Raw genomic sequence first — 18,174 nt, 5'->3', positions numbered from 1 at the left:
ATAACTTCTTACAACGAAGGAGGGATATGTGGTGGCTGTGGAAGATCTACCCTTGGTGAGCATCATTACGCCGTCGTTCAATCAGGGGCATTTTATCCGCCAAACGATTGAGAGTGTGCTGCAGCAGGATTATCCCAATCTGGAGCACATCGTGATTGACGGCGGATCGACAGATGAAACGCTGGCGATATTGGAGCATTTCAGCCAGGTTGACACGCGCTTTCGTTTCGTGTCCGAGCCTGACCGGGGTCAGTCCCACGCGATCAACAAGGGACTGGCGTTGGCCAGGGGAGCGATCATCGGCTGGCTGAATTCGGACGATACGTATGAGGCGGGGGCGGTCATGAAAGCCGTGAAGGCGCTATTAGCGCATCCCGAATGGGGGATGGTTCACGGCAAAGCCTATGTCATCAACGAATACAATCAAAAAGTTACCGTCTTTCCGTTTCCCCCAAAACTGCCGGTCGACGCCCGCGAACTGTTTGAATGCTGTCACATCTGCCAGCCGTCCGCTTTCATCCGGAAAGAGGTGATAGAAGAGGTAGGCGGAGTGGATGAGAAGCTGAATTTCTGCATGGATTACGACCTGTGGATTCGGATTGCCAAAACGCATCGCATCGGCACCATTGATGACTTTTTGGCCAACGCCAGATATCACGGCTCCAGCAAATCGGGCACGCAGTGGGAATCCATCGGAATACCGGAGGTGCTAAAAACCAGTCTGAAACACTTCGGGGCCATTTCCAACACGTGGCTTGCCGACCATTACGTCCCCCATTACCGAAAATACGGAATCTACCGGATCCTGCGCGATGTGAAAGCATACCAGATGTTCGGCAATACTCCGAAGCTGGTGGACATGAACCGATACCCGGACAGGATGGTGCCGATTCAGCTCGTCCTGTCCATCGAGGTCAATCCCGAGCATCCGCTTGACACGCTCTTGATCAAGGGACAAATTCCCCATCATATTCCCGCCCAGCCGCAGAACATTCAGCAGTTGACCGTAATGCTCAACGGTCAGCATGCCGGCAGCGTTCGCATACCCGCAAACCTGTTTGAGCTGGAGATTCCGCTTCATTCCGATCAAGCGGAGAACCGGGTAGAAATCTATTCTTCGTGGCATGTCATTCTTCCTGACAGTCAGGCAAACAGGCGAGTGTGCAGTTTTATGGCCTACGAGATTATGCCCCTGTCCCGGGAAGAAGCGGCGTTTTACCGTGTGTTTACAAAAGAGCAGCACAGGCTGAGAGAGTGGATTCGCGAAAACAGGCAGCCTGTTCCCCGACTCTGATCCCGCTCACCTATTTTTCACGCCCGTCCGCCAACGAACACGCCGCATTGAACATGCATGCATATCATAGCAGCATCGGAAAACAAGGCAGCACGTGCCAAAACTTGCGTGAGGGGGTGGCGGGCAATGAGCGGACACTTCATGCAATCGCCCACACTGCATGCCCGGTTTCTGGAAATACAGGCAAAAGTGGCGCCCATCCAGGGATGGGTGTGCGATCAAGCGGGCATGGTGCTATACCAGCTCGTGCGGTTTTATGCGCCTACCGGCACGGTCGTGGAATTGGGATCGTGGAAAGGACGGTCTACCGTTTGGCTGGCCCATGCTGTCAAAGACCGGGGCGCAGGCCGCGTATTTGCGGTTGACACCTGGGAGGGCACGAAAAACGGGGGACCTGATGAACAGACGTGCAAGACGTTATTGAAAGGGTATAAGGAAAACCAGCTGTTCGAAGAGTTTTTGCAAAATCTCACCAACGCCGGCGTGGCCGATTGTGTGCAGCCGCTGCGAGGAGATACGGGGGCTACTTCCTGGCATTTTCCCAGGAATAATCCGATCGGTCTGTTGTTTATCGATGCTGACCACAATTACGAGGCGGTGAAGCGCGACTTTTGGTCGTGGAGTCCGATGGTGCCGGCCGGAGGCTATGTCGTGTTTGACGACGTTCCGTCCTGGCCGGGACCCACCCGCCTCGCTTCGGAACTGCCTGCCTCGTACAGGCGGATCTACATGGGATGGAACATTTGCGTCTTTCAGAAGATGCAAGGCTGAGCTGTTACTGGAGAAGGGAGGGAATCGTCCGCATGAACCCTGCCGATTTTTTGGCCGGAATCTCGTTTCGCAGGATTCGGCCGACCGACCAACTGCCGGAGAACATGTATTTTGCCGACGATTTCGCGCTGCAGTCAACCAATACCGTGCTGCCGGCAGACGGATTAAGGTTGACGGAAAACATCCGCAGCGTGTGGGACATTCCCAAAATGTCCACCTTTGCGATCGGAGCCATCCTGAACCGCCTCGTTTCGCAGATGGCTCCCGGACACGCATACGTGAATGTCGGCGTGTGGCACGGATACACGTTTTTGGCGGGACTGGTCAACCACCCCGACAAAATCTGCATCGGGATTGACAACTTTTCGGCATTCGGCGGACCGCGTGACCGTTTCCACTATTACTTTCAACGGCATAAAAGCGGGAACCACAAGTTTTACGAGATGGATTACGTCGAGTATTTCCAACGCGTGCACAAGGAGCAGATCGGCTGCTACATGTTTGACGGGCCGCACGACTACCACAATCAGCTGCTGGCGCTGCAGCTCGCCGAACCTTATTTCGCCGATGGCTGCGTCATCCTCGTCGACGATACAAACTGGGCCGATCCGCGCCGAGCCACCCTCGACTTCATCGCATCCAGGCCCGGTCGTTACCGAATCCTGATGGATGTCCAGACGGCCGGCAACGGTCACCCGACATACTGGAACGGCTTGATCGTGTTTCAAAAATGGCAGGAATCCTAGGTTGTGCCCCCGTTGCACAGACGGATAATGCAACGCCTCTAAAGGTGGGTTACCGCTTTAGAGGCGTTGTCGTTTTGATCCGCACAAAGCGGGCTATGGGGTCTGAAACAGGTGTCCGACCGCTTGCTTGAGCGTCGCCAGTTTGGTGTCTGCCTCTTTCAGAGAGTCACCCTTGACGCCGACATACAGCTTGATTTTTGGCTCTGTGCCCGACGGCCGGACGCAGAACCAGGATGCGTCATCCAGCACGTATTTGAGCGCGTCGGTTTTCGGCAGGGTCAAGAGATCGGTTATGCCCAGGGCGATATTGTGGCGTTCGCCCGTCAAGTAGTCTTCCACGACAGCCACCTTTTTTCCGGCGATCTCCGTCAGCGGCCGGCTGCGCAGGCGGGACAGAGTGGATACCATTGCGGCCATGGTGTCTTTGCCCCTGCAGGTGATCGCATGCAGGTCTTCCCTGTAGTAGCCGTACCTGTCGTACAACTGGAGCAATGCGTCGTACAAGCTTCGCCCTTCAGCCTTGTGGCAGGCGCAGGCGTCGGCGATGAACAAGGCCGCCTGCACGGCGTCTTTGTCACGGACGATGTCAGCCATCAGGTAGCCGCAGCTCTCCTCATAGCCAAACTGGAAGGTGTACGCGCCTGTTTTTTCAAACTCGCCCAGTTTCTCGCCGATGTATTTGAATCCGGTCAGCGTGTCGACGGTGGTCAGCCCGAAATCAGACGCGATCGCCCGTCCCATCTCTGACGTGACAATCGTTTTCAACACGACGCCGTTTGCCGGAAGAGCGCCGCTTCGCTGTTTTTGCGACAACAGGTAATGCAGCAGGAGCGCTCCGGTCTGGTTGCCGGTCAGCACGACGTAGTCTCCCTGGGGGTGCTTCACGGCCACCCCGAGGCGGTCACCGTCCGGGTCGGTTGCCAGAACCAGGTCGGCCCCGACTGTTTTCGCATACTGAATGGCCAGGTCAAACGCGTGATGTTCCTCCGGGTTGGGGGAGGAGACGGTGGAAAAGGAGGGGTCCGGATCGGCCTGCTCCCTCACGACTGTGACGTGGCGGTAGCCAAAGGCGTCAAGTCCTTTTGTGATCGCTTCGTACGTGGTGCCGTGGAGCGGCGTGAACACGATGCGGACGGGATCGCCTGCCGGTTGGACGGCGGGCGGGATGCGGCGGCGGTGCAATTGTTCCAGATACGCCTTAAGCAGCTCGTCGCCAAGCGAACGCAACAAGCCGCTCGCCCGAAGCGACGATTCTTCAGCCGTCTCAATCCGCAGCTCGTCGCCTGCCTCTTCCATGTGTCTAAGCAGCATGTCGGCAGTCGCCGGCGTAATCTGTCCGCCGTCCGCGCCGTATACCTTGAACCCGTTGTATTCCGGCGGATTGTGGCTCGCCGTGATGACAATGCCGGCAAACGCTCCCAGATGGCGAACGGCAAACGACAGCAGAGGCGTCGGGCACAAGCGGTCAAACAAATGGACGCGAATGCCGTACCATCCCAGCACGTTGGCCGACTCCACGGCAAACGTCCGGGATTTGTGCCGGCTGTCGTAGGCGATCGCCACGCCCGCTTCCATCGCTGCTTTCCCGTGTGCGGTCACATAGCGGGCCAGTCCCGCCGCCGCTTTGCGCACGGTGTACAGATTGATCCGGTTGATCCCGGGACCGAGCTCCCCGCGCATGCCGCCGGTTCCGAATGCGATCGGTCTGGCAAAACAGTCTTCCAGTGTGTGGGGGTCATCCCGCAGGCTGTCCAACTGGGCGCGCAGTTCAGGATCAAGGTGGGCGAACGTCATCCAGCGCTGATAGTGGTCCTGCCAATGTTGGGTCATCGTTGTTTTCACTCCCGCTTGATAGTACCAGTTGTTGTTAGGGTATTACCGGGTGTCGGTCCTGGTGAACGATGCAGTCAAAGGAAAACCGGAACCGGCCTTGCCCCGGCGCCATATATTGAGGAAGAATGTCATTTTGGCAGTCCGGGGGTGAGCCGTTGAACGAGCGAATCAGGGTCAACTGGGTCGGGCCGCAATTTGCCGGCCACAGCATCGCTGTTGTCAACCGGAATCTCTGCAGGCAACTGGAGCGAGATCCTCGCCTTCTCCTGAGAATGGAAGTGCCGCCGGACGAAATCGTACGGGTGCCGTCCAGCCGCGCCGCTTCGTTTGTACCATTTTCCGATGCAGACGCTGCGGTTGTCCACGAGTGGACGCCCAGGTGGGTGAAGCCGGCCGGGAAGCGCCGGATCTGCATGCAGGCCTGGGAGTACGGAGCCATTCCGCGCGACTGGTTCATCCCGTTACAGGAAGACGTCGATGAAATTTGGGTGTACAGCACCTACAACAAGGAATGCTACGTGCGCTGCGGCATTCCGGAAGAAAAAATCCAGGTGATTCCGCTGGGCGTCGACGAAACGGTCTTCCGCCCGGAGGCTGCGCCGCTCCGCGTGGGGACGGCAAGTTTTTGCTTTTTGTTCGTCGGCGGCACCATCACTCGCAAGGGGATCGACCTCTTGCTAGAGGCATATGTGGACGAATTTACGGCGGATGACGATGTATGTCTGGTGATCAAGGACAACGGGGCAGGCAGCTTTTACAAAGGACAGACGTTTCACGAAGCAATCCGTCAAGCAGCTTCCCGGCCGCGCAGCCCGCGCATTGTCTATCTGGACCGGCACCTCTCCGATGAGGAAATGGCGGGTTTGTATGCGGGATGCGACTGCCTGGTTCACCCGTACAGGGGAGAGGGATTTGGGCTGCCGCTTGCGGAGGCGATGGCATGCGGCCTTCCCGTCATCGCGCCGGACCAGGGCCCCAGCCGCGATCTTTGTGACGGGCGGACGGCTTTTTTGCTCCCGGCCAGGGAGGTTGAGCTCCCCGCGCAGGGTACAGGTCTTCCGGAGACGGTGGCGCCGCCCTGGTGGCTGTCCGTCGACAAGCACGTCCTGCAAAAAACCATGCGCGCGGCCAGCGAAAACCGCTTGCTCGTCAAGCAAATGGGGCGCGCGGCCAGCGAGCGGGTGCGATCCGCCTTTACGTGGAAACACAGCGCAAAGGCCGTCCTCCGCAGACTGCAATCACTTGTGGAAAAGGAGTAGCGAGACCGTGACGAAAACAGCCTTCATCACAGGCATCACCGGCCAGGATGGGGCTTATCTGGCCAAGTTTCTGCTGGAAAAAGGATATCGGGTGGCTGGATTGCTTCCGCGGCGAAGCACCAGCAACCTGTGGAGACTGGAATACCTGAACATCGCGGACGAGGTGGAATACAGGGACGGAGACGTGTTGGATCTCTCGTCGCTGATCCGGGCTGTCAAGGCGGTCAAACCGGATGAGGTATACCACCTGGCGGCACAGAGCTTTGTCGGCTCCTCTTGGGAGCAGCCCATCTTGACCGCCGAGGTGACCGGTATGGGTGTGCTGCACATGCTGGAAGCCATTCGCGAGGTGGACCCGGGGATCAAAATGTATCAGGCGTCGTCCAGCGAACTGTACGGGCTGATCCAGGAACCGATGCAGTCGGAGCAAACCCCGTTCTACCCGCGCAGCCCGTATGCGGTTTCGAAGCTGTTTGGGTACTGGATGACGAAAAACTACAGGGAGAGCTTTGGCATGTTTGCCAGCAACGGCATCCTGTTTAACCACGAGTCGCCGCTGAGAGGGCTTGAATTCGTTACGCGGAAGGTGACCTACACCGTTGCGCAAATCGTGGCCGGCCGGAAAAAGGAACTTCGGCTGGGAAACATTCACGCCAAGCGGGATTGGGGGTTTGCGGGTGATTACGTGGAAGCGATGTGGCTGATGCTGCAGCAGGAAAAACCGGACGATTATGTGATCGCCACGGGAACCACCACGACGGTAGAGGAGATGTGCAAGATCGCCTTTGACTACGTGGGGCTGAATTATCAGGATTACCTCGTGATCGATCCGCAGTTGTTCCGTCCGGCTGAGGTGGACGTTCTGCTGGGGAATCCCGCCAAAGCGAAACGGGAACTGGGCTGGATGCCCAAGACGGGATTGCAGGAACTGATTCACATGATGGTGGAGGCCGATCTGCAGAGAGTCAAACAGGCGTAGGGGATTGATCGAAGGATAAAGGGAGCATCAAGCAGCAGGCAAAAAACGTGAATCAGCGCATCGGCATGTGCCGGGAAACAGTCTTGCCAAAGGCTGTTTTTTTTCGTTCCGGTTTCAAAACAATGGGGTGTCTGACTCAGAGGTGTTCACCTGATTGTGCTCGAGCATGACCTGTTAAAACTTTAGGACAACCTGTTAAGGTTAAGAGGACATCCTAAAAAACATCAAACAATGAGCGCAGTCGCGCAAACAGCAATAATGTATGGAATTTTTCCAATCTTCTTTACGTATTCGTTATGTGGCATGAAAGTTGCTTCTATCTCATGTCGAAGAGTCATATTCTAACACTTCAACACAAAAGGAGACAAATCATGAACGTAGTAGCAAAGGTATACCGAGGGGAAATCGTGGAAAGCTCTCACCTCGGCCATGTAGCTGTCGTCGATGCACAAGGAACCCTGTTGTACTGGTACGGCGATCCTCACCGTCTCACGTTTGCCCGTTCCAGCATGAAGCCGATCCAGGCGATCCCGGTGGTGGAGACGGGAGCGGCGGACCGATTCGGGCTGGAGCCAGCCGATCTGTCGTTGTGCTGCGCGTCGCACAGCGGGGAGCTCCGCCACCGCGAACGGGCGCTGGCAATGCTGGTCCGCTGCGGACATACGGAAGCAGCGCTCCAATGCGGAGCCCACGTGCCGCGGGACGAGGAGAGCTACAAGCAGCTGCTTCGGGAGGACAAGCCGCTGACGCCGGTTTACAGCAACTGCTCTGGCAAGCACGCCGGGATGATTGCCACCGCCGTTCATTTGGGCGAAGATGTGGCCACCTACCATCACCCGGATCATCCGGTCCAGCAGCGCATCCTCGATGCGGTCAGCGACCTGACCAGCTATCCGCGAGAGAAGATTGCGCTGGCTGTGGACGGCTGCGGCGTGCCGGTCCACTGTCTGCCGCTGTCCCATTGCGCCTGGGCGTACGCGAAGCTGGCCAAACCGGACGTAATTGCCGCCCCGCAGCGGCGGCAGGCAGTCCGCCGCATCACTGATGCGATGACTGCCCATCCGGAGATGGTCGGCGGCAATCACCGCTACTGCACCGATCTGATGCGCGCGTTTCGCGGCCGTGTCATCGGCAAGGCGGGGGCGGAAGCGGTTTACTGCCTGGGAGACCGGCAGACCGGGCTGGGCATCGCAGTCAAGATCGAAGACGGAGGAGCACGCGCCCTTTACGCCGTCGTCAACGAAGTCCTGCGGCAGTTGGGGATCGGGACGGACGGCCCGTTGGAGGAATTGGCGGCGTACACGGAGCCAGCCGTGACCACCATGAGTGGGGTGGCTGTCGGGCGCATCGCAACCAGATTTGCGCTAAACCGAGACAGCATCGACTTGCGCGCGTAATAGCGGATGGCCGCCTGGCCGCACCTGCGGTTTGATCCATACAATTTACCGCGAAAAGGGGGAATGTTCCGATGAAGTTGCGCAAAGGATGGAAAGTCTTGAGCACGTCCGCCCTCTTGCTGGCACTGATGGTCACCGGCTGCAACCAATCGGCTGCACCGAATCAGCCAGGCAAAGGGCAGACGGCGGAAGCGGGTGGAGAGGCAGACACAACAGCCAAACTCCGTCTCAATCTGCGGACGGAGCCGCCGTCGCTCGATCCGCCAAAGGGCTTCGACAGCGTCTCCAATGAAGTGCTGAATGCAATCATGGAAGGGCTTGTCCGACTGGACAAGGATCACAAGCCGCAGCCGGCCATGGCGGAGCAGTGGACGATCAGCGATGATGGAAAAACGTACACGTTTACGCTGCGCGACAGTAAGTGGTCAAACGGGGACCCGGTGACAGCTCACGACTTCGAGTACGCATGGAAACGTATCGTCGATCCCCAAAACGCTTTCCCGTCCGCTTTCCTTGCCTATTTTATTGAGGGAGCCGAGAAGTTCAACAAGGGGGAGGGAAGCGCAGACGACGTAAAAGTGAAAGCGCTCGACGACAGGACGTTGGAAGTGAAGCTAACAGCGCCGACCGGCTTTTTCCTCAACATCATCACGCAGCCGACGTTCTTCCCGGTTCACAAAAAGTCGGTGGAAAGCAATCCGAACTTCGCTGCCGAAGCGTCCACACTCATTACCAACGGACCGTTTAAACTGACGGAGTGGGTGCATGACCAGACGGTGAAAGTGGAAAAGAACGAAGGCTACTGGGACAAGGATTCGGTCAAGATTGCCGGCATCGACTGGGTGATGGTAAACGACGAAAATACCCAGTACCAAATGTACAAAACCGGACAGCTTGACATGGTCCAATCTGTGCCCAACGACTTGAAAAAGCGGTTGATCGATTCAGGGGAAGCCAAAGTGATGTCGGAAGCATCCGTCTACTACTACCGGATGAACACGTCCATGCCGCCGTTTACGAACAAGAATATCCGCAAGGCGTTTGCTCTGGCGATTGACCGGAAGGCGTTAATCGAAAACGTCACGCAGGGCAACGAACTCCCCGCTTTGGCTCACGTGCCAACCGGCTTGCTGGAACCGGACGGACGCGACTTTCGTGAAGTGGGAGGGGACTATTTTAAGGACAATGATGTCGAACAGGCAAAAGCGCTGCTGAAAAAAGGCATGGAAGAGGAAGGCTGGACGACCCTGCCGCCCGTTACCATGACCTACAACACCAGTGACGCGCACAAGGCGATAGCCCAAGTGCTGCAGGAGATGTACAAGAAAAACCTCGGTGTTGACGTGAAACTGGAAAACAAGGAATGGAACGTGTTTTTGGCGGAGCAGCGCGCACGCAAGCTTCAGTTCTCCCGTTCCACCATTCCGGCTGACTATGCTGATCCCTACAACTTTCTGGAACTCTATACCACCGATCATCCCGGCAACCGCATCAACTACAGCAATAAGGAATACGACGCACTTGTGCAGAAGATCCGCAGCACGGCTGACGAAACCGAGCGCTTCAAGCTGATGCACGAAGCGGAGAAGATCTTCATGGAGGACATGCCGATTGTGCCCATCTATTTCAGAACGGTGGCGTACATGGAACAGCCGAACGTGAATGGGATCGTTCGCCATGCTGTTGGCACGATTGATTACAAGTGGGCGGTGATTTTAAAGAAATAATACAATGAAGACAAGGGCTGAAGCTGCGCGCCCTTGTCTTCACTTTACAGCATGGAGCGGGTTGTGATGAAGAAAAAAACGGTAACATTTGTCGCCAAAATGGACGAATTTTTGCAGTCTGTGGTCAGCCAATGCCGTGATTTGGGCATCTCCGAGGATTTTCACATCGAAGGCAGGCGCGTGGATCAACTGCCTTACTGGCCGATTGCAGATGGTTCGCTCGTTGTCCTGTCCTCCAAAAGCATCTATCCGCAGGTGGCGGCGTATCTGCCGCCGGGAGCGAAGGTGATCATTGCCAAGCGGATGCTGCCGTATCACAATTTGCGGGAAATGTTGGAAGTGCCCAAAGGGGTAAAGGTGCTGCTTGTGAGCGATACGGAGGAGACGGCGAAGGAGTCGGTCAGGCTGCTGATTGACTCCGGCATGGATTTTGAGCTCTACCCGTACTATCCGGGGGCCGATTATCCGCGCGACATTGAGATTGCCGTCACGCCGGGTGAGGCCGAACACGTGCCGGGCACCATCCGCAAAGTGGTGGACATCGGCTTCCGGCTTATCGACCTGTCCACTTGGCTGGAGATTTACGCCCATTTCGACAGCGATAATTTTCAGCGGGTGACCGCCCGCGCGATGCAGTCGCTGATCGATATCACGAAACAGTTGAGCAACGAGATTCATCACGCCCACCTGCTGCACAAATACCTGGAGGCAATCGTCAACCGAATCGAGGATGCTGTGATTGCCATGGACGAAAAGGATACCATCCGGTTTATCAACCAGAAGGCGGTGGACACCCTTCACCTGCAGGGTGTGCCGATTCAGGGGGAAAAAGCGGTCCATTGTCTGCCGCCAGACTTTTACGAAATGATTCGGCAGTGCGACGAGAACGACGACGTACTGATGGATTGGGGCGGCCGGACGTATTTTTTCCGCAAAATGCACATCGTCATGGAGGGGCGGTTTTTCGGCAGCCTGCTCTTGTTCCGCAAGGCTGCGGAAATCGAACAGATGGAACACGACTACCGTATGCGCCTGTACAGCAAAGGGCTGGTGGCCAAGTACCACTTTGACGACATCTGTGGAAAAAGTCTCTCTTTTCAACAGGTGCTGCGAATCGCCCGCAAGATTGCCCGCAGCAACTCAACAGTGCTCTTGCTGGGTGAAACGGGAACGGGTAAAGAACTGTTCGCGCAGGCCATTCACAACGCCTCTCCCCGCAGGCGGGAGCCGTTCGTCGGTGTGAATTTTGCCGCCATCTCCGAATCACTGTTGGAGAGTGAGCTGTTCGGCTACGAGGAGGGGGCGTTCACCGGTGCGCGCAAGGGAGGACACATCGGCTGGTTTGAACTGGCCCACAAGGGAACGATTTTTCTCGACGAGATCGGCGATGCCAGCGGTGCGATCCAAAACCGGCTGCTGCGGGTGCTGCAGGAGCGGCAAATCATGCGGGTGGGAGGCAACAAAGTCATCCCGATCGACATTCGCGTCATCGCCGCGACCAACCAGGATTTGCAGTGCATGGTGCGTGAAGGACGCTTCCGCGCTGATTTGTACTATCGGTTAAACATCCTGCCCATCCACCTGCCGCCCCTCAGACAGCGGCCGGAAGACATCCCCTTGTTGGCGGAGGAATTTATTCGCAAATACTGCCAAGAGATGCGCCGCCCACCGTTTACACTTACGCAGGAGGCACTGAAGGCGATGCAGGAGTACGATTGGCCCGGTAACATCCGGGAATTGGAAAACGTGATGGAATACCTGGCCCACGTAGTAGAGGAGGAAGTGTATGCCATCCACCTGCCGTTTATGCAGGAGTCTTTTGCCGTTCCGGCCGATGATGTGCTTGCGGACGAATGCCGGACGCTGTGCGAGGCATACGAACAGCGCGGCTTTTTGGACGATGTCGTCGCGATCCTGCATGTTTTGAAACAGCAGGGGAGCGGGAGGTACGCGTTGGGCGAGCAGCTCAGCCGGCAGGGAATCGAGCTGAGCGGCCAACAAGTGCGGTACCGTTTAAAGCTGCTGCAGCAGGACGGGCTGATACACGTCGGCAAAGGACGGCAGGGCAGCCGCCTGTCCACTAAAGGGGCGGTGTTTCTCGCCTGCTGTGAGAAAAGCCGGGGATAAACGGAGGAGGGAGTAAGATGAGCGGTCACTCCGAATATTGGAAGCAGCAGGCTTTGGCACAGCGCGAAGCCTATTTGGAAACGCTGCAGTCTTTTCTGAGGATTAACAGCATCGAGGATATGTCGACCGCCGGTCCGGGCAAACCGTTCGGCGACGGAGTGGCGCAGGCCCTGAACTTCATGCTGGAGTTGGGGCGATCAGACGGCTTTGCGGTGAAAAACCTGGAGGGTTACGCCGGATACGTGGAACACGGAGAGGGCGAAGAGGAAGTGGGAGTGCTCGTCCACGTCGACGTAGTCACTGTTGGTGAAGGATGGACGACACCGCCGTTCGAGCCGCACATCCGCGACGGTAAAATCTACGCCCGCGGCGCCATCGACAACAAGGGGCCGGCGCTGGCCGCCTTTTTCGCGCTGAGGCTGCTCAAGCAGTCGGGTCTGCCGCTCACCAAACGCGTGCGCCTGATTATCGGCACTGACGAGGAGAGCGGCTGGTTGTGCATGAAGCACTACGCCGAACGGGAGGTGCTTCCGGAGATCGGCTTTTCACCGGACGCATCGTTTCCGATCATCCACGCCGAAAAGGGGCAGATCAATCCGACACTGATGCTGGCTGCACAGCCAGGGGCCGCGGCGGACGAAGGTTGGCAGCTGCTGTCGTTTGCCTCCGGTGATCAAGGCAACAGCGTGCCGGATAAAGCGACAGCCTCGGTGATGGTACCGGCGGGAGCGGAGGCGAAATCAGCCGCGGCTGCTGTGACCGAACGCTGGAACGCGTTTCTCCTTGCCAGTGGTGTGACGGGACGGCTGGAGCCAAGAGCGCCTGACGTGTTGGCGTTTCAACTTGACGGCAAGCCGGCTCACGGCATGGAGCCATTCAATGGAGTCAACGCCGGAACGCTGCTGGCACGTTTTTTGTACGACTACCCGTTTGCCGGTACCGATCGCCTGTTTCTCCGCTTCCTCGCAGAGGTTTTGCACGAAGACCACTACGGTGAACGGCTGAACGTAGCATGTCAGGACGAGGTGAGCGGAGCGCTGACCGTCAACGCAGGCATCCTTCGCTACACCAGGAGCGAGGGAGGGCTTGTCCGGCTGAACATCCGCTATCCCGCCACCTTGGCACCGGAGCCGTACGTGGAGCGGCTGATGGCGCGCATCCAGGAGCTAGGCTGGATGTTGTCAAGCGTGCGCACCTCCAAGTCCCACTACGTGCCAGCGGACCATCCCGTCATCCGGACGCTCTCCCGCGTGTATGAGCAGCATACCGGCGCCCCCGCTCGCCTGCTCGCTTCCGGCGGCGCCACTTATGCCAAGACGCTGAAAGCCGGCGTTGCATTTGGCCCAGTGTTCCCCGGGAAAGAGTCGACGGCCCACCTCGCGGACGAGTATGCAGAGATTGACGATCTGCTTCAGGCGATGGCGATCTACGCCCAGGCGATGTACGAGTTGGCCAAATAGAGAAGGAGGAGCACGCATGTTCCATTACTTGGCAAAGCGCGTCCTGATGATGCTCTTGACGCTGTGGATCATCGTGACGCTGACCTTTTTGCTGATGCATGCGATTCCCGGCGATCCGTTCGCTTCCGATTCGGATCAACTGCCGGAGCAGATCCGCGCTAATCTGCGAGCCAAATACCATTTGGACGAGCCGCTGCCGATTCAATACGTTATTTATCTGAAAAATCTGATGATGTTCGATTTGGGTCCTTCCATCAAATCTGATACACGTGGTGTCAACGATATGATCGCGGACGGATTTGGCGCATCGGCCTTGCTGGGCGTGCAGGCGGTCGCGATTGCGCTGGTGTTCGGCATTTTCTTCGGCATTGTTGCCGCACTCAACCGCGGCAATTGGATCGATTACGGGGCGATGGCCCTGGCTGTCCTCGGCGTGGCAATCCCCAGCTTCATCATGGCCCCGCTGCTGATCAACTATTTTGCAATCAAGTGGCCAATCTTTCCCGTCGCCACCTGGGGGACCTGGCTGCATACGGTGCTGCCGTCGCTGGCGCTGGCGTTCGGTCCGTTGGCGATCATTACCCGCTACATGCGCGCCAGCATGATTGAAGTGATGAACCAAAACTACATCCGCACCGCAGAGGCGAAAGGGATTCCCACCTGGGCAGTCGTGGTCAAACACGGAATCCGCAATGCGATCCTGCCGGTAGTTACGTTCCTGGGGCCGCTGATTGCATCGCTGATCACCGGTACGTTCGTCGTGGAAAAAATCTTTGCCATTCCCGGGATTGGCAAATACTTTGTCGACGGCATCTTCAACCGCGATTATCCAGTCATTTTGGGAACGACTGTTTTTTACAGCTCCATTCTGATAGTGACCATCTTTCTGATCGACGTGGCGTACACCCTGATCGACCCGCGGATCAAATTGAGCAACAAGGAGGGATAGGAAGTGGCGATGGAACAAAAAGTCGATCCCCTGTTTCGCCCGCTGGTCAAACGTAAGCAGGCTGACGCAGCATCTGCCCGCCCGAGCCTGAGCAACGCCCAACTGGTGATTCGCAAGCTCGTGAAAAACAAGCTGGCGATGCTGGGCTTCGTCATCATCGTCGCGCTGGTCGCGATGTCGATCATCGGGCCGCATCTCGTCCCGTACAGCTATTCCGACCAAAATCTGTTAATGAAAAACAAGCCGATTTCCGATGAGCACTGGTTCGGGACAGACGATTTGGGCCGGGACATGTTTGCCCGCACCTGGTACGGCGCCCGAATCTCACTGACGATCGGGGTGGTGGCGGCGCTGATCGACCTGATCATTGGCGTGACCGTCGGCGGCATCGCCGGGTACATGGCAGGCAGGGGCAAGCGGGGGGATCGGATTGACAACGTGATCATGCGGTTGATCGAAGTACTGTACGGACTCCCTTACCTTTTGGTCGTCATCCTGCTGATGGTCGTGATGGAGCCGGGCATGTTGACGATCATCATCGCATTGTCTGCGACGGGGTGGGTGGGAATGGCCCGTCTGGTGCGGGGGCAAATCCTGCAGTTGAAAAACCAGGAGTTCATCCTCGCCGCTCAGGTGCTCGGGGCAAATTTTCCCCGCATTTTGTTCAAACATCTGATCCCCAACACGTTTGGCGTGATCATTGTCAACCTGACGTTTACCATCCCGTCGGCGATCTTTGCCGAGTCATTCCTCAGCTTTCTCGGCCTGGGCGTACAGGCACCGGTAGCCAGTTGGGGAACGATGACCAACGACGCGCTTGGGGTCATCCTCACCGGCGACTGGTGGCGGCTCTTTTTCCCGGCACTGATGATCTCGCTGACGATGTTTGCCTTCAACGTGTTTGGCGATGGTCTGCAGGATGCGCTTGATCCGCGTCTGCGCGAGTAAGAAAAAGGGGGAACTGCGATGGCCGAACAACATTTGCTGACCATCGACAATTTGAAAGTACACTTCAAGACGTATGAAGGGGAAGTACAGGCGGTACGCGGTGTCTCCTTCCATGTGGACAAGGGAGAGACAGTGGCGGTCGTCGGTGAGAGCGGCTGCGGCAAAAGCGTCACGGCCCAGGCGATCATGGGCCTGGTCCCCGCCCCGCACGGCCGGATTGTCGATGGCCAGATCGTCTTTGAAGGAAAAGAGATTACGGCGATGAGCAAAAAAGAGCAGTTGGAGATTCGCGGCGCGCAGATCAGCATGGTCTTTCAGGACCCGATGACGGCGCTCAATCCGACAATGAAAGTGGGAAGACAGATCGCGGAGGGAATCGTCCGGCATCATCGGGTCTCGCGGGAAGAGGCGCATAAGCGGGCGATTGAGCTGCTGCGCATGGTGGGGATCCCCGACCCGGAGAAGCGGGTCGACCACTTTCCACACCAATTCAGCGGCGGGATGCGGCAGCGTGTGGTCATCGCCATCGCCCTGGCATGCCAGCCGAAGCTGGTGATCGCCGACGAACCGACCACCGCATTGGACGTGACGATTCAGGCCCAGATTCTCGATCTGCTAAAGCGGCTGCAGAAGGAACAAAGGTTGTCCGTGCTGATTATCACCCACGACCTGGGTGTGGTGGCGGCAATCGCCCACCGGATGGTGGTCATGTATGCCGGCGTGGTCGTGGAGACCGGCAGCGTGCAGGACGTCTTCTCCCATCCCCGCCATCCCTATACCTGGGGACTAATGCGCTCCCTGCCCCGGCTGGACGGGGAAAAGCAGCGGCTGGTGCCGATCGAGGGGGCGCCGCCTGATCTGCTGCATCCGCCCAAAGGCTGCCCGTTTGCGCCCCGCTGCGAATTTGCCATGGAAATCTGCGACCGGCAGATGCCGGAGCCTGCCGTGTTTGGTGGAAGTCATCAGGCTGCCTGCTGGCTGCATGACCCGCGCGCCCCGCGCATCGAGGAACTGGTCGCGGCCGGGAGGCAGACAGAGTGACAGGGCGCTTTCCGGGAGCAAAGATGCTCGGCGGCGCTTTCCATCGAGGAGACTGCGTGGAGGCAAGTGCGGACAGGCCATGGGGCGACCTGCCATCTGTGCGCGGACTAGCGGAAGTGCCAAACGAGCATCGCGACGGAAAAGACAATCAGGGCGGCTCCGCTCCAAAGCAGAAGAGACGTTCCGATTCGGAAGAACGTCTCTTTTTTTTGGGCAAAAACGGTGTCAACCATGTTGTGCCAGTCGCTCTCCAGCACGCGAGGACGGCGGAAGAAAAACGTTTTCAACCGTTTAAAGCCGGCGCCAAACACGGTAAAGAATCCAGAGCGGACAACCAAGGAGATACAGCCGAGGACAAGCAGGGAGAGTCCGGCCAGGAAACTCCGGTTAATGATCGTCAGAAGCGCTTCGCCGGCTGGGGACAGACCTGCTGCCAGAGCGGCTGCTGACACAATGATCAGGAAAAGGATGACGACTGCGAGCATTACATTCACGTCCTTTTGCCGGAAGATGAGCAACTCATTTACGATTGAGTTAATTCGCTCATAAAACACGCCGCCCCTTCCGGCAGAGGAGGGATGGATTGTTGTGTCTCGGTACGGTTTGTGCCTCAATACGGTTGCCAGCGCAGACGTCTCGCCTGCTGAAAGCGCTCCTCGACAGCCCGCCAGTTGACGACATTCCACCAGTTGTTGACATACTTGTCCCGTTGATTTTGGTATTGCAGGAAGTAGCTGTGTTCCCAGACGTCCAGCACCAGCAGGGGTACGACGTCCCACTGAGAGAGGTTCTGGTGCTTTTCCGCCTGGAGGATTTCCAGGTGCTGTGCTCGCGGCGACCAGACGAGGATTGCCCAGCCTGGCCCCTCCACTTGTATGGCGGCTTGCGTGAACTGGGCCTTGAAGGCGTCAAACGAGCCGAAGTAGCGCTGGATGTACTCGGCCAGATCGCCTTGCGGTTCACCGCCGCCATCCGGGTGCATGACCTGCCAGAAGATCGTGTGCAGGTAGTGGCCGGCGCCGTTAAAGGCCAGTTCCCGCTCCCAGTGGCGGATCAGGGCAAAGTCGTTTTTGGCTCGCGCCTCCGCCAGCTTCAGTTCGGCCTTGTTCAGGTCTTCCACGTATTTGCGGTGCAGTTTGTCATGGTGGATGCGCATGGTCGTCTCGTCAATGTACGGCTCCAGGGCGTCGTAGGCGTACGGCAGGGGAGGCAGCGTATGGCGTCCGACGGGTACGGGGCGGGCGACGGGAACCGGTTGACGGGATGAGGAAAAGGCTGCTTTCATGGTCTCCGGCTGTTCCTGTTCGTTGTATTGGATCAGGCGGAGGAACTGGTGAAACTGCTTTTGCACCTCTTCCGCCTTGGCAACGAGCGCGGGAACGGCCTCGTGGTGAGAGGATTTCTTTATCTGTGCCGCTTTGCGGCCGATCAGCGTAAACGCTTCGTCAAACTTGTGCAGGTGGCGCTCAAGCTCCCGGCCGAGCTGCATTGATTTTCGCAGGTGCTCAATCCACTGAGTGCCCCACTGGCTCCAGTGGACGAGGTGTTTGATCTGTTCTTCCAACGCGATTCCTCCTTTTCTCGCTTATCTATTTCAGCGTATGAAAAGCGCCCAGGGATGGTGCGGCATGTGCGGAGTACGT

Annotated in this window: 15 protein-coding genes; 12 read left to right on the top strand and 3 right to left on the bottom strand. The window is 57.6% G+C overall.

Translation table 11 applies throughout. The features are described 5' to 3' along the window. Nucleotides 1-31 precede the first annotated feature (31 nt). From Q7F15_RS14170 to Q7F15_RS14160, 3 genes are all read left to right on the top strand, one after another. The gene (locus Q7F15_RS14170; protein WP_171566382.1) at nucleotides 32-1,294 is read left to right on the top strand and encodes a glycosyltransferase family 2 protein; all 1,263 of its coding nucleotides are present in this window, start codon (nucleotides 32-34) and stop codon (nucleotides 1,292-1,294) included. Between the two features lie 126 nt (nucleotides 1,295-1,420). After that, complete coding sequence (locus Q7F15_RS14165; RefSeq protein ID WP_171566381.1) at nucleotides 1,421-2,065, top strand: class I SAM-dependent methyltransferase; 645 nt, start codon at nucleotides 1,421-1,423, stop codon at nucleotides 2,063-2,065. Between the two features lie 32 nt (nucleotides 2,066-2,097). Beyond that, nucleotides 2,098-2,811 carry a class I SAM-dependent methyltransferase gene (locus Q7F15_RS14160; RefSeq protein WP_212133060.1) on the top strand — a complete coding sequence of 238 codons (714 nt, stop codon included), beginning with the start codon at nucleotides 2,098-2,100 and terminating at the stop codon, nucleotides 2,809-2,811. A gap of 93 nt (nucleotides 2,812-2,904) precedes the next feature. On the opposite strand, the gene Q7F15_RS14155 is transcribed toward Q7F15_RS14160, so the two are convergent. Beyond that, nucleotides 2,905-4,641, bottom strand: a complete 1,737-nt coding sequence (locus tag Q7F15_RS14155; RefSeq protein ID WP_212133059.1) for a phospho-sugar mutase — start codon at nucleotides 4,639-4,641, stop codon at nucleotides 2,905-2,907. Between the two features lie 158 nt (nucleotides 4,642-4,799). Between Q7F15_RS14155 and Q7F15_RS14150 the strand changes: the two genes are divergently transcribed. The 9 genes from Q7F15_RS14150 to Q7F15_RS14110 all read left to right on the top strand — a co-directional run bounded on the left by Q7F15_RS14150 (nucleotide 4,800) and on the right by Q7F15_RS14110 (nucleotide 16,531). Further along, the gene (locus Q7F15_RS14150) at nucleotides 4,800-5,903 is read left to right on the top strand and encodes a glycosyltransferase (RefSeq protein ID WP_304414503.1); all 1,104 of its coding nucleotides are present in this window, start codon (nucleotides 4,800-4,802) and stop codon (nucleotides 5,901-5,903) included. Between the two features lie 7 nt (nucleotides 5,904-5,910). After that, complete coding sequence (gene gmd / locus Q7F15_RS14145) at nucleotides 5,911-6,882, top strand: GDP-mannose 4,6-dehydratase (RefSeq protein WP_171566377.1); 972 nt, start codon at nucleotides 5,911-5,913, stop codon at nucleotides 6,880-6,882. A 371-nt stretch (nucleotides 6,883-7,253) separates the two neighbouring features. Next, complete coding sequence (locus Q7F15_RS14140) at nucleotides 7,254-8,279, top strand: asparaginase (RefSeq protein ID WP_171566376.1); 1,026 nt, start codon at nucleotides 7,254-7,256, stop codon at nucleotides 8,277-8,279. Nucleotides 8,280-8,350: 71 nt separating this feature from the next. Beyond that, nucleotides 8,351-10,006 (top strand): peptide ABC transporter substrate-binding protein, encoded by a 1,656-nt coding sequence (locus Q7F15_RS14135; RefSeq protein ID WP_171566375.1) that lies wholly within the window; start codon nucleotides 8,351-8,353, stop codon nucleotides 10,004-10,006. A gap of 66 nt (nucleotides 10,007-10,072) precedes the next feature. Further along, nucleotides 10,073-12,133 (top strand): sigma-54 interaction domain-containing protein, encoded by a 2,061-nt coding sequence (locus Q7F15_RS14130; RefSeq protein ID WP_304414502.1) that lies wholly within the window; start codon nucleotides 10,073-10,075, stop codon nucleotides 12,131-12,133. A gap of 17 nt (nucleotides 12,134-12,150) precedes the next feature. Further along, nucleotides 12,151-13,593: a dipeptidase PepV gene (gene pepV / locus Q7F15_RS14125; protein ID WP_304414501.1), complete on the top strand. Its 1,443-nt coding sequence runs from the start codon at nucleotides 12,151-12,153 to the stop codon at nucleotides 13,591-13,593. A gap of 16 nt (nucleotides 13,594-13,609) precedes the next feature. Then, nucleotides 13,610-14,542 carry an ABC transporter permease gene (locus Q7F15_RS14120; protein ID WP_304414500.1) on the top strand — a complete coding sequence of 311 codons (933 nt, stop codon included), beginning with the start codon at nucleotides 13,610-13,612 and terminating at the stop codon, nucleotides 14,540-14,542. 9 nt (nucleotides 14,543-14,551) lie between these two features. Beyond that, nucleotides 14,552-15,490, top strand: a complete 939-nt coding sequence (locus Q7F15_RS14115) for an ABC transporter permease (RefSeq protein ID WP_171566451.1) — start codon at nucleotides 14,552-14,554, stop codon at nucleotides 15,488-15,490. Between the two features lie 18 nt (nucleotides 15,491-15,508). Then, nucleotides 15,509-16,531: an ABC transporter ATP-binding protein gene (locus Q7F15_RS14110; protein WP_304414498.1), complete on the top strand. Its 1,023-nt coding sequence runs from the start codon at nucleotides 15,509-15,511 to the stop codon at nucleotides 16,529-16,531. A 107-nt stretch (nucleotides 16,532-16,638) separates the two neighbouring features. On the opposite strand, the gene Q7F15_RS14105 is transcribed toward Q7F15_RS14110, so the two are convergent. Next, complete coding sequence (locus Q7F15_RS14105) at nucleotides 16,639-17,016, bottom strand: DUF3899 domain-containing protein (protein WP_304414497.1); 378 nt, start codon at nucleotides 17,014-17,016, stop codon at nucleotides 16,639-16,641. Between the two features lie 125 nt (nucleotides 17,017-17,141). Beyond that, complete coding sequence (locus Q7F15_RS14100; RefSeq protein ID WP_171566369.1) at nucleotides 17,142-18,095, bottom strand: superoxide dismutase; 954 nt, start codon at nucleotides 18,093-18,095, stop codon at nucleotides 17,142-17,144. Between the last annotated feature and the right edge of the window lie 79 nt (nucleotides 18,096-18,174).

Source organism: Brevibacillus aydinogluensis, assembly GCF_961514395.1.
Taxonomy (GTDB): Bacteria; Bacillota; Bacilli; order Brevibacillales; family Brevibacillaceae; genus Brevibacillus; species Brevibacillus aydinogluensis.
The sequence above is the reverse complement of the archived record's forward strand: the minus strand, read 5'-3'. Positions and strand labels throughout refer to the sequence as shown.

Coding starts and splice junctions, on each gene's coding strand:
- Q7F15_RS14155 (WP_212133059.1), bottom strand. CDS start 4,641: ATGACCCAACATTGGCAGGACCACTATCAGCGCTGGATGACGTTCGCC.
- pepV (WP_304414501.1), top strand. CDS start 12,151: ATGAGCGGTCACTCCGAATATTGGAAGCAGCAGGCTTTGGCACAGCGC.
- Q7F15_RS14110 (WP_304414498.1), top strand. CDS start 15,509: ATGGCCGAACAACATTTGCTGACCATCGACAATTTGAAAGTACACTTC.
- Q7F15_RS14140 (WP_171566376.1), top strand. CDS start 7,254: ATGAACGTAGTAGCAAAGGTATACCGAGGGGAAATCGTGGAAAGCTCT.
- Q7F15_RS14130 (WP_304414502.1), top strand. CDS start 10,073: ATGAAGAAAAAAACGGTAACATTTGTCGCCAAAATGGACGAATTTTTG.
- Q7F15_RS14165 (WP_171566381.1), top strand. CDS start 1,421: ATGAGCGGACACTTCATGCAATCGCCCACACTGCATGCCCGGTTTCTG.
- Q7F15_RS14105 (WP_304414497.1), bottom strand. CDS start 17,016: ATGCTCGCAGTCGTCATCCTTTTCCTGATCATTGTGTCAGCAGCCGCT.
- Q7F15_RS14115 (WP_171566451.1), top strand. CDS start 14,552: ATGGAACAAAAAGTCGATCCCCTGTTTCGCCCGCTGGTCAAACGTAAG.
- Q7F15_RS14120 (WP_304414500.1), top strand. CDS start 13,610: ATGTTCCATTACTTGGCAAAGCGCGTCCTGATGATGCTCTTGACGCTG.
- Q7F15_RS14160 (WP_212133060.1), top strand. CDS start 2,098: ATGAACCCTGCCGATTTTTTGGCCGGAATCTCGTTTCGCAGGATTCGG.
- Q7F15_RS14135 (WP_171566375.1), top strand. CDS start 8,351: ATGAAGTTGCGCAAAGGATGGAAAGTCTTGAGCACGTCCGCCCTCTTG.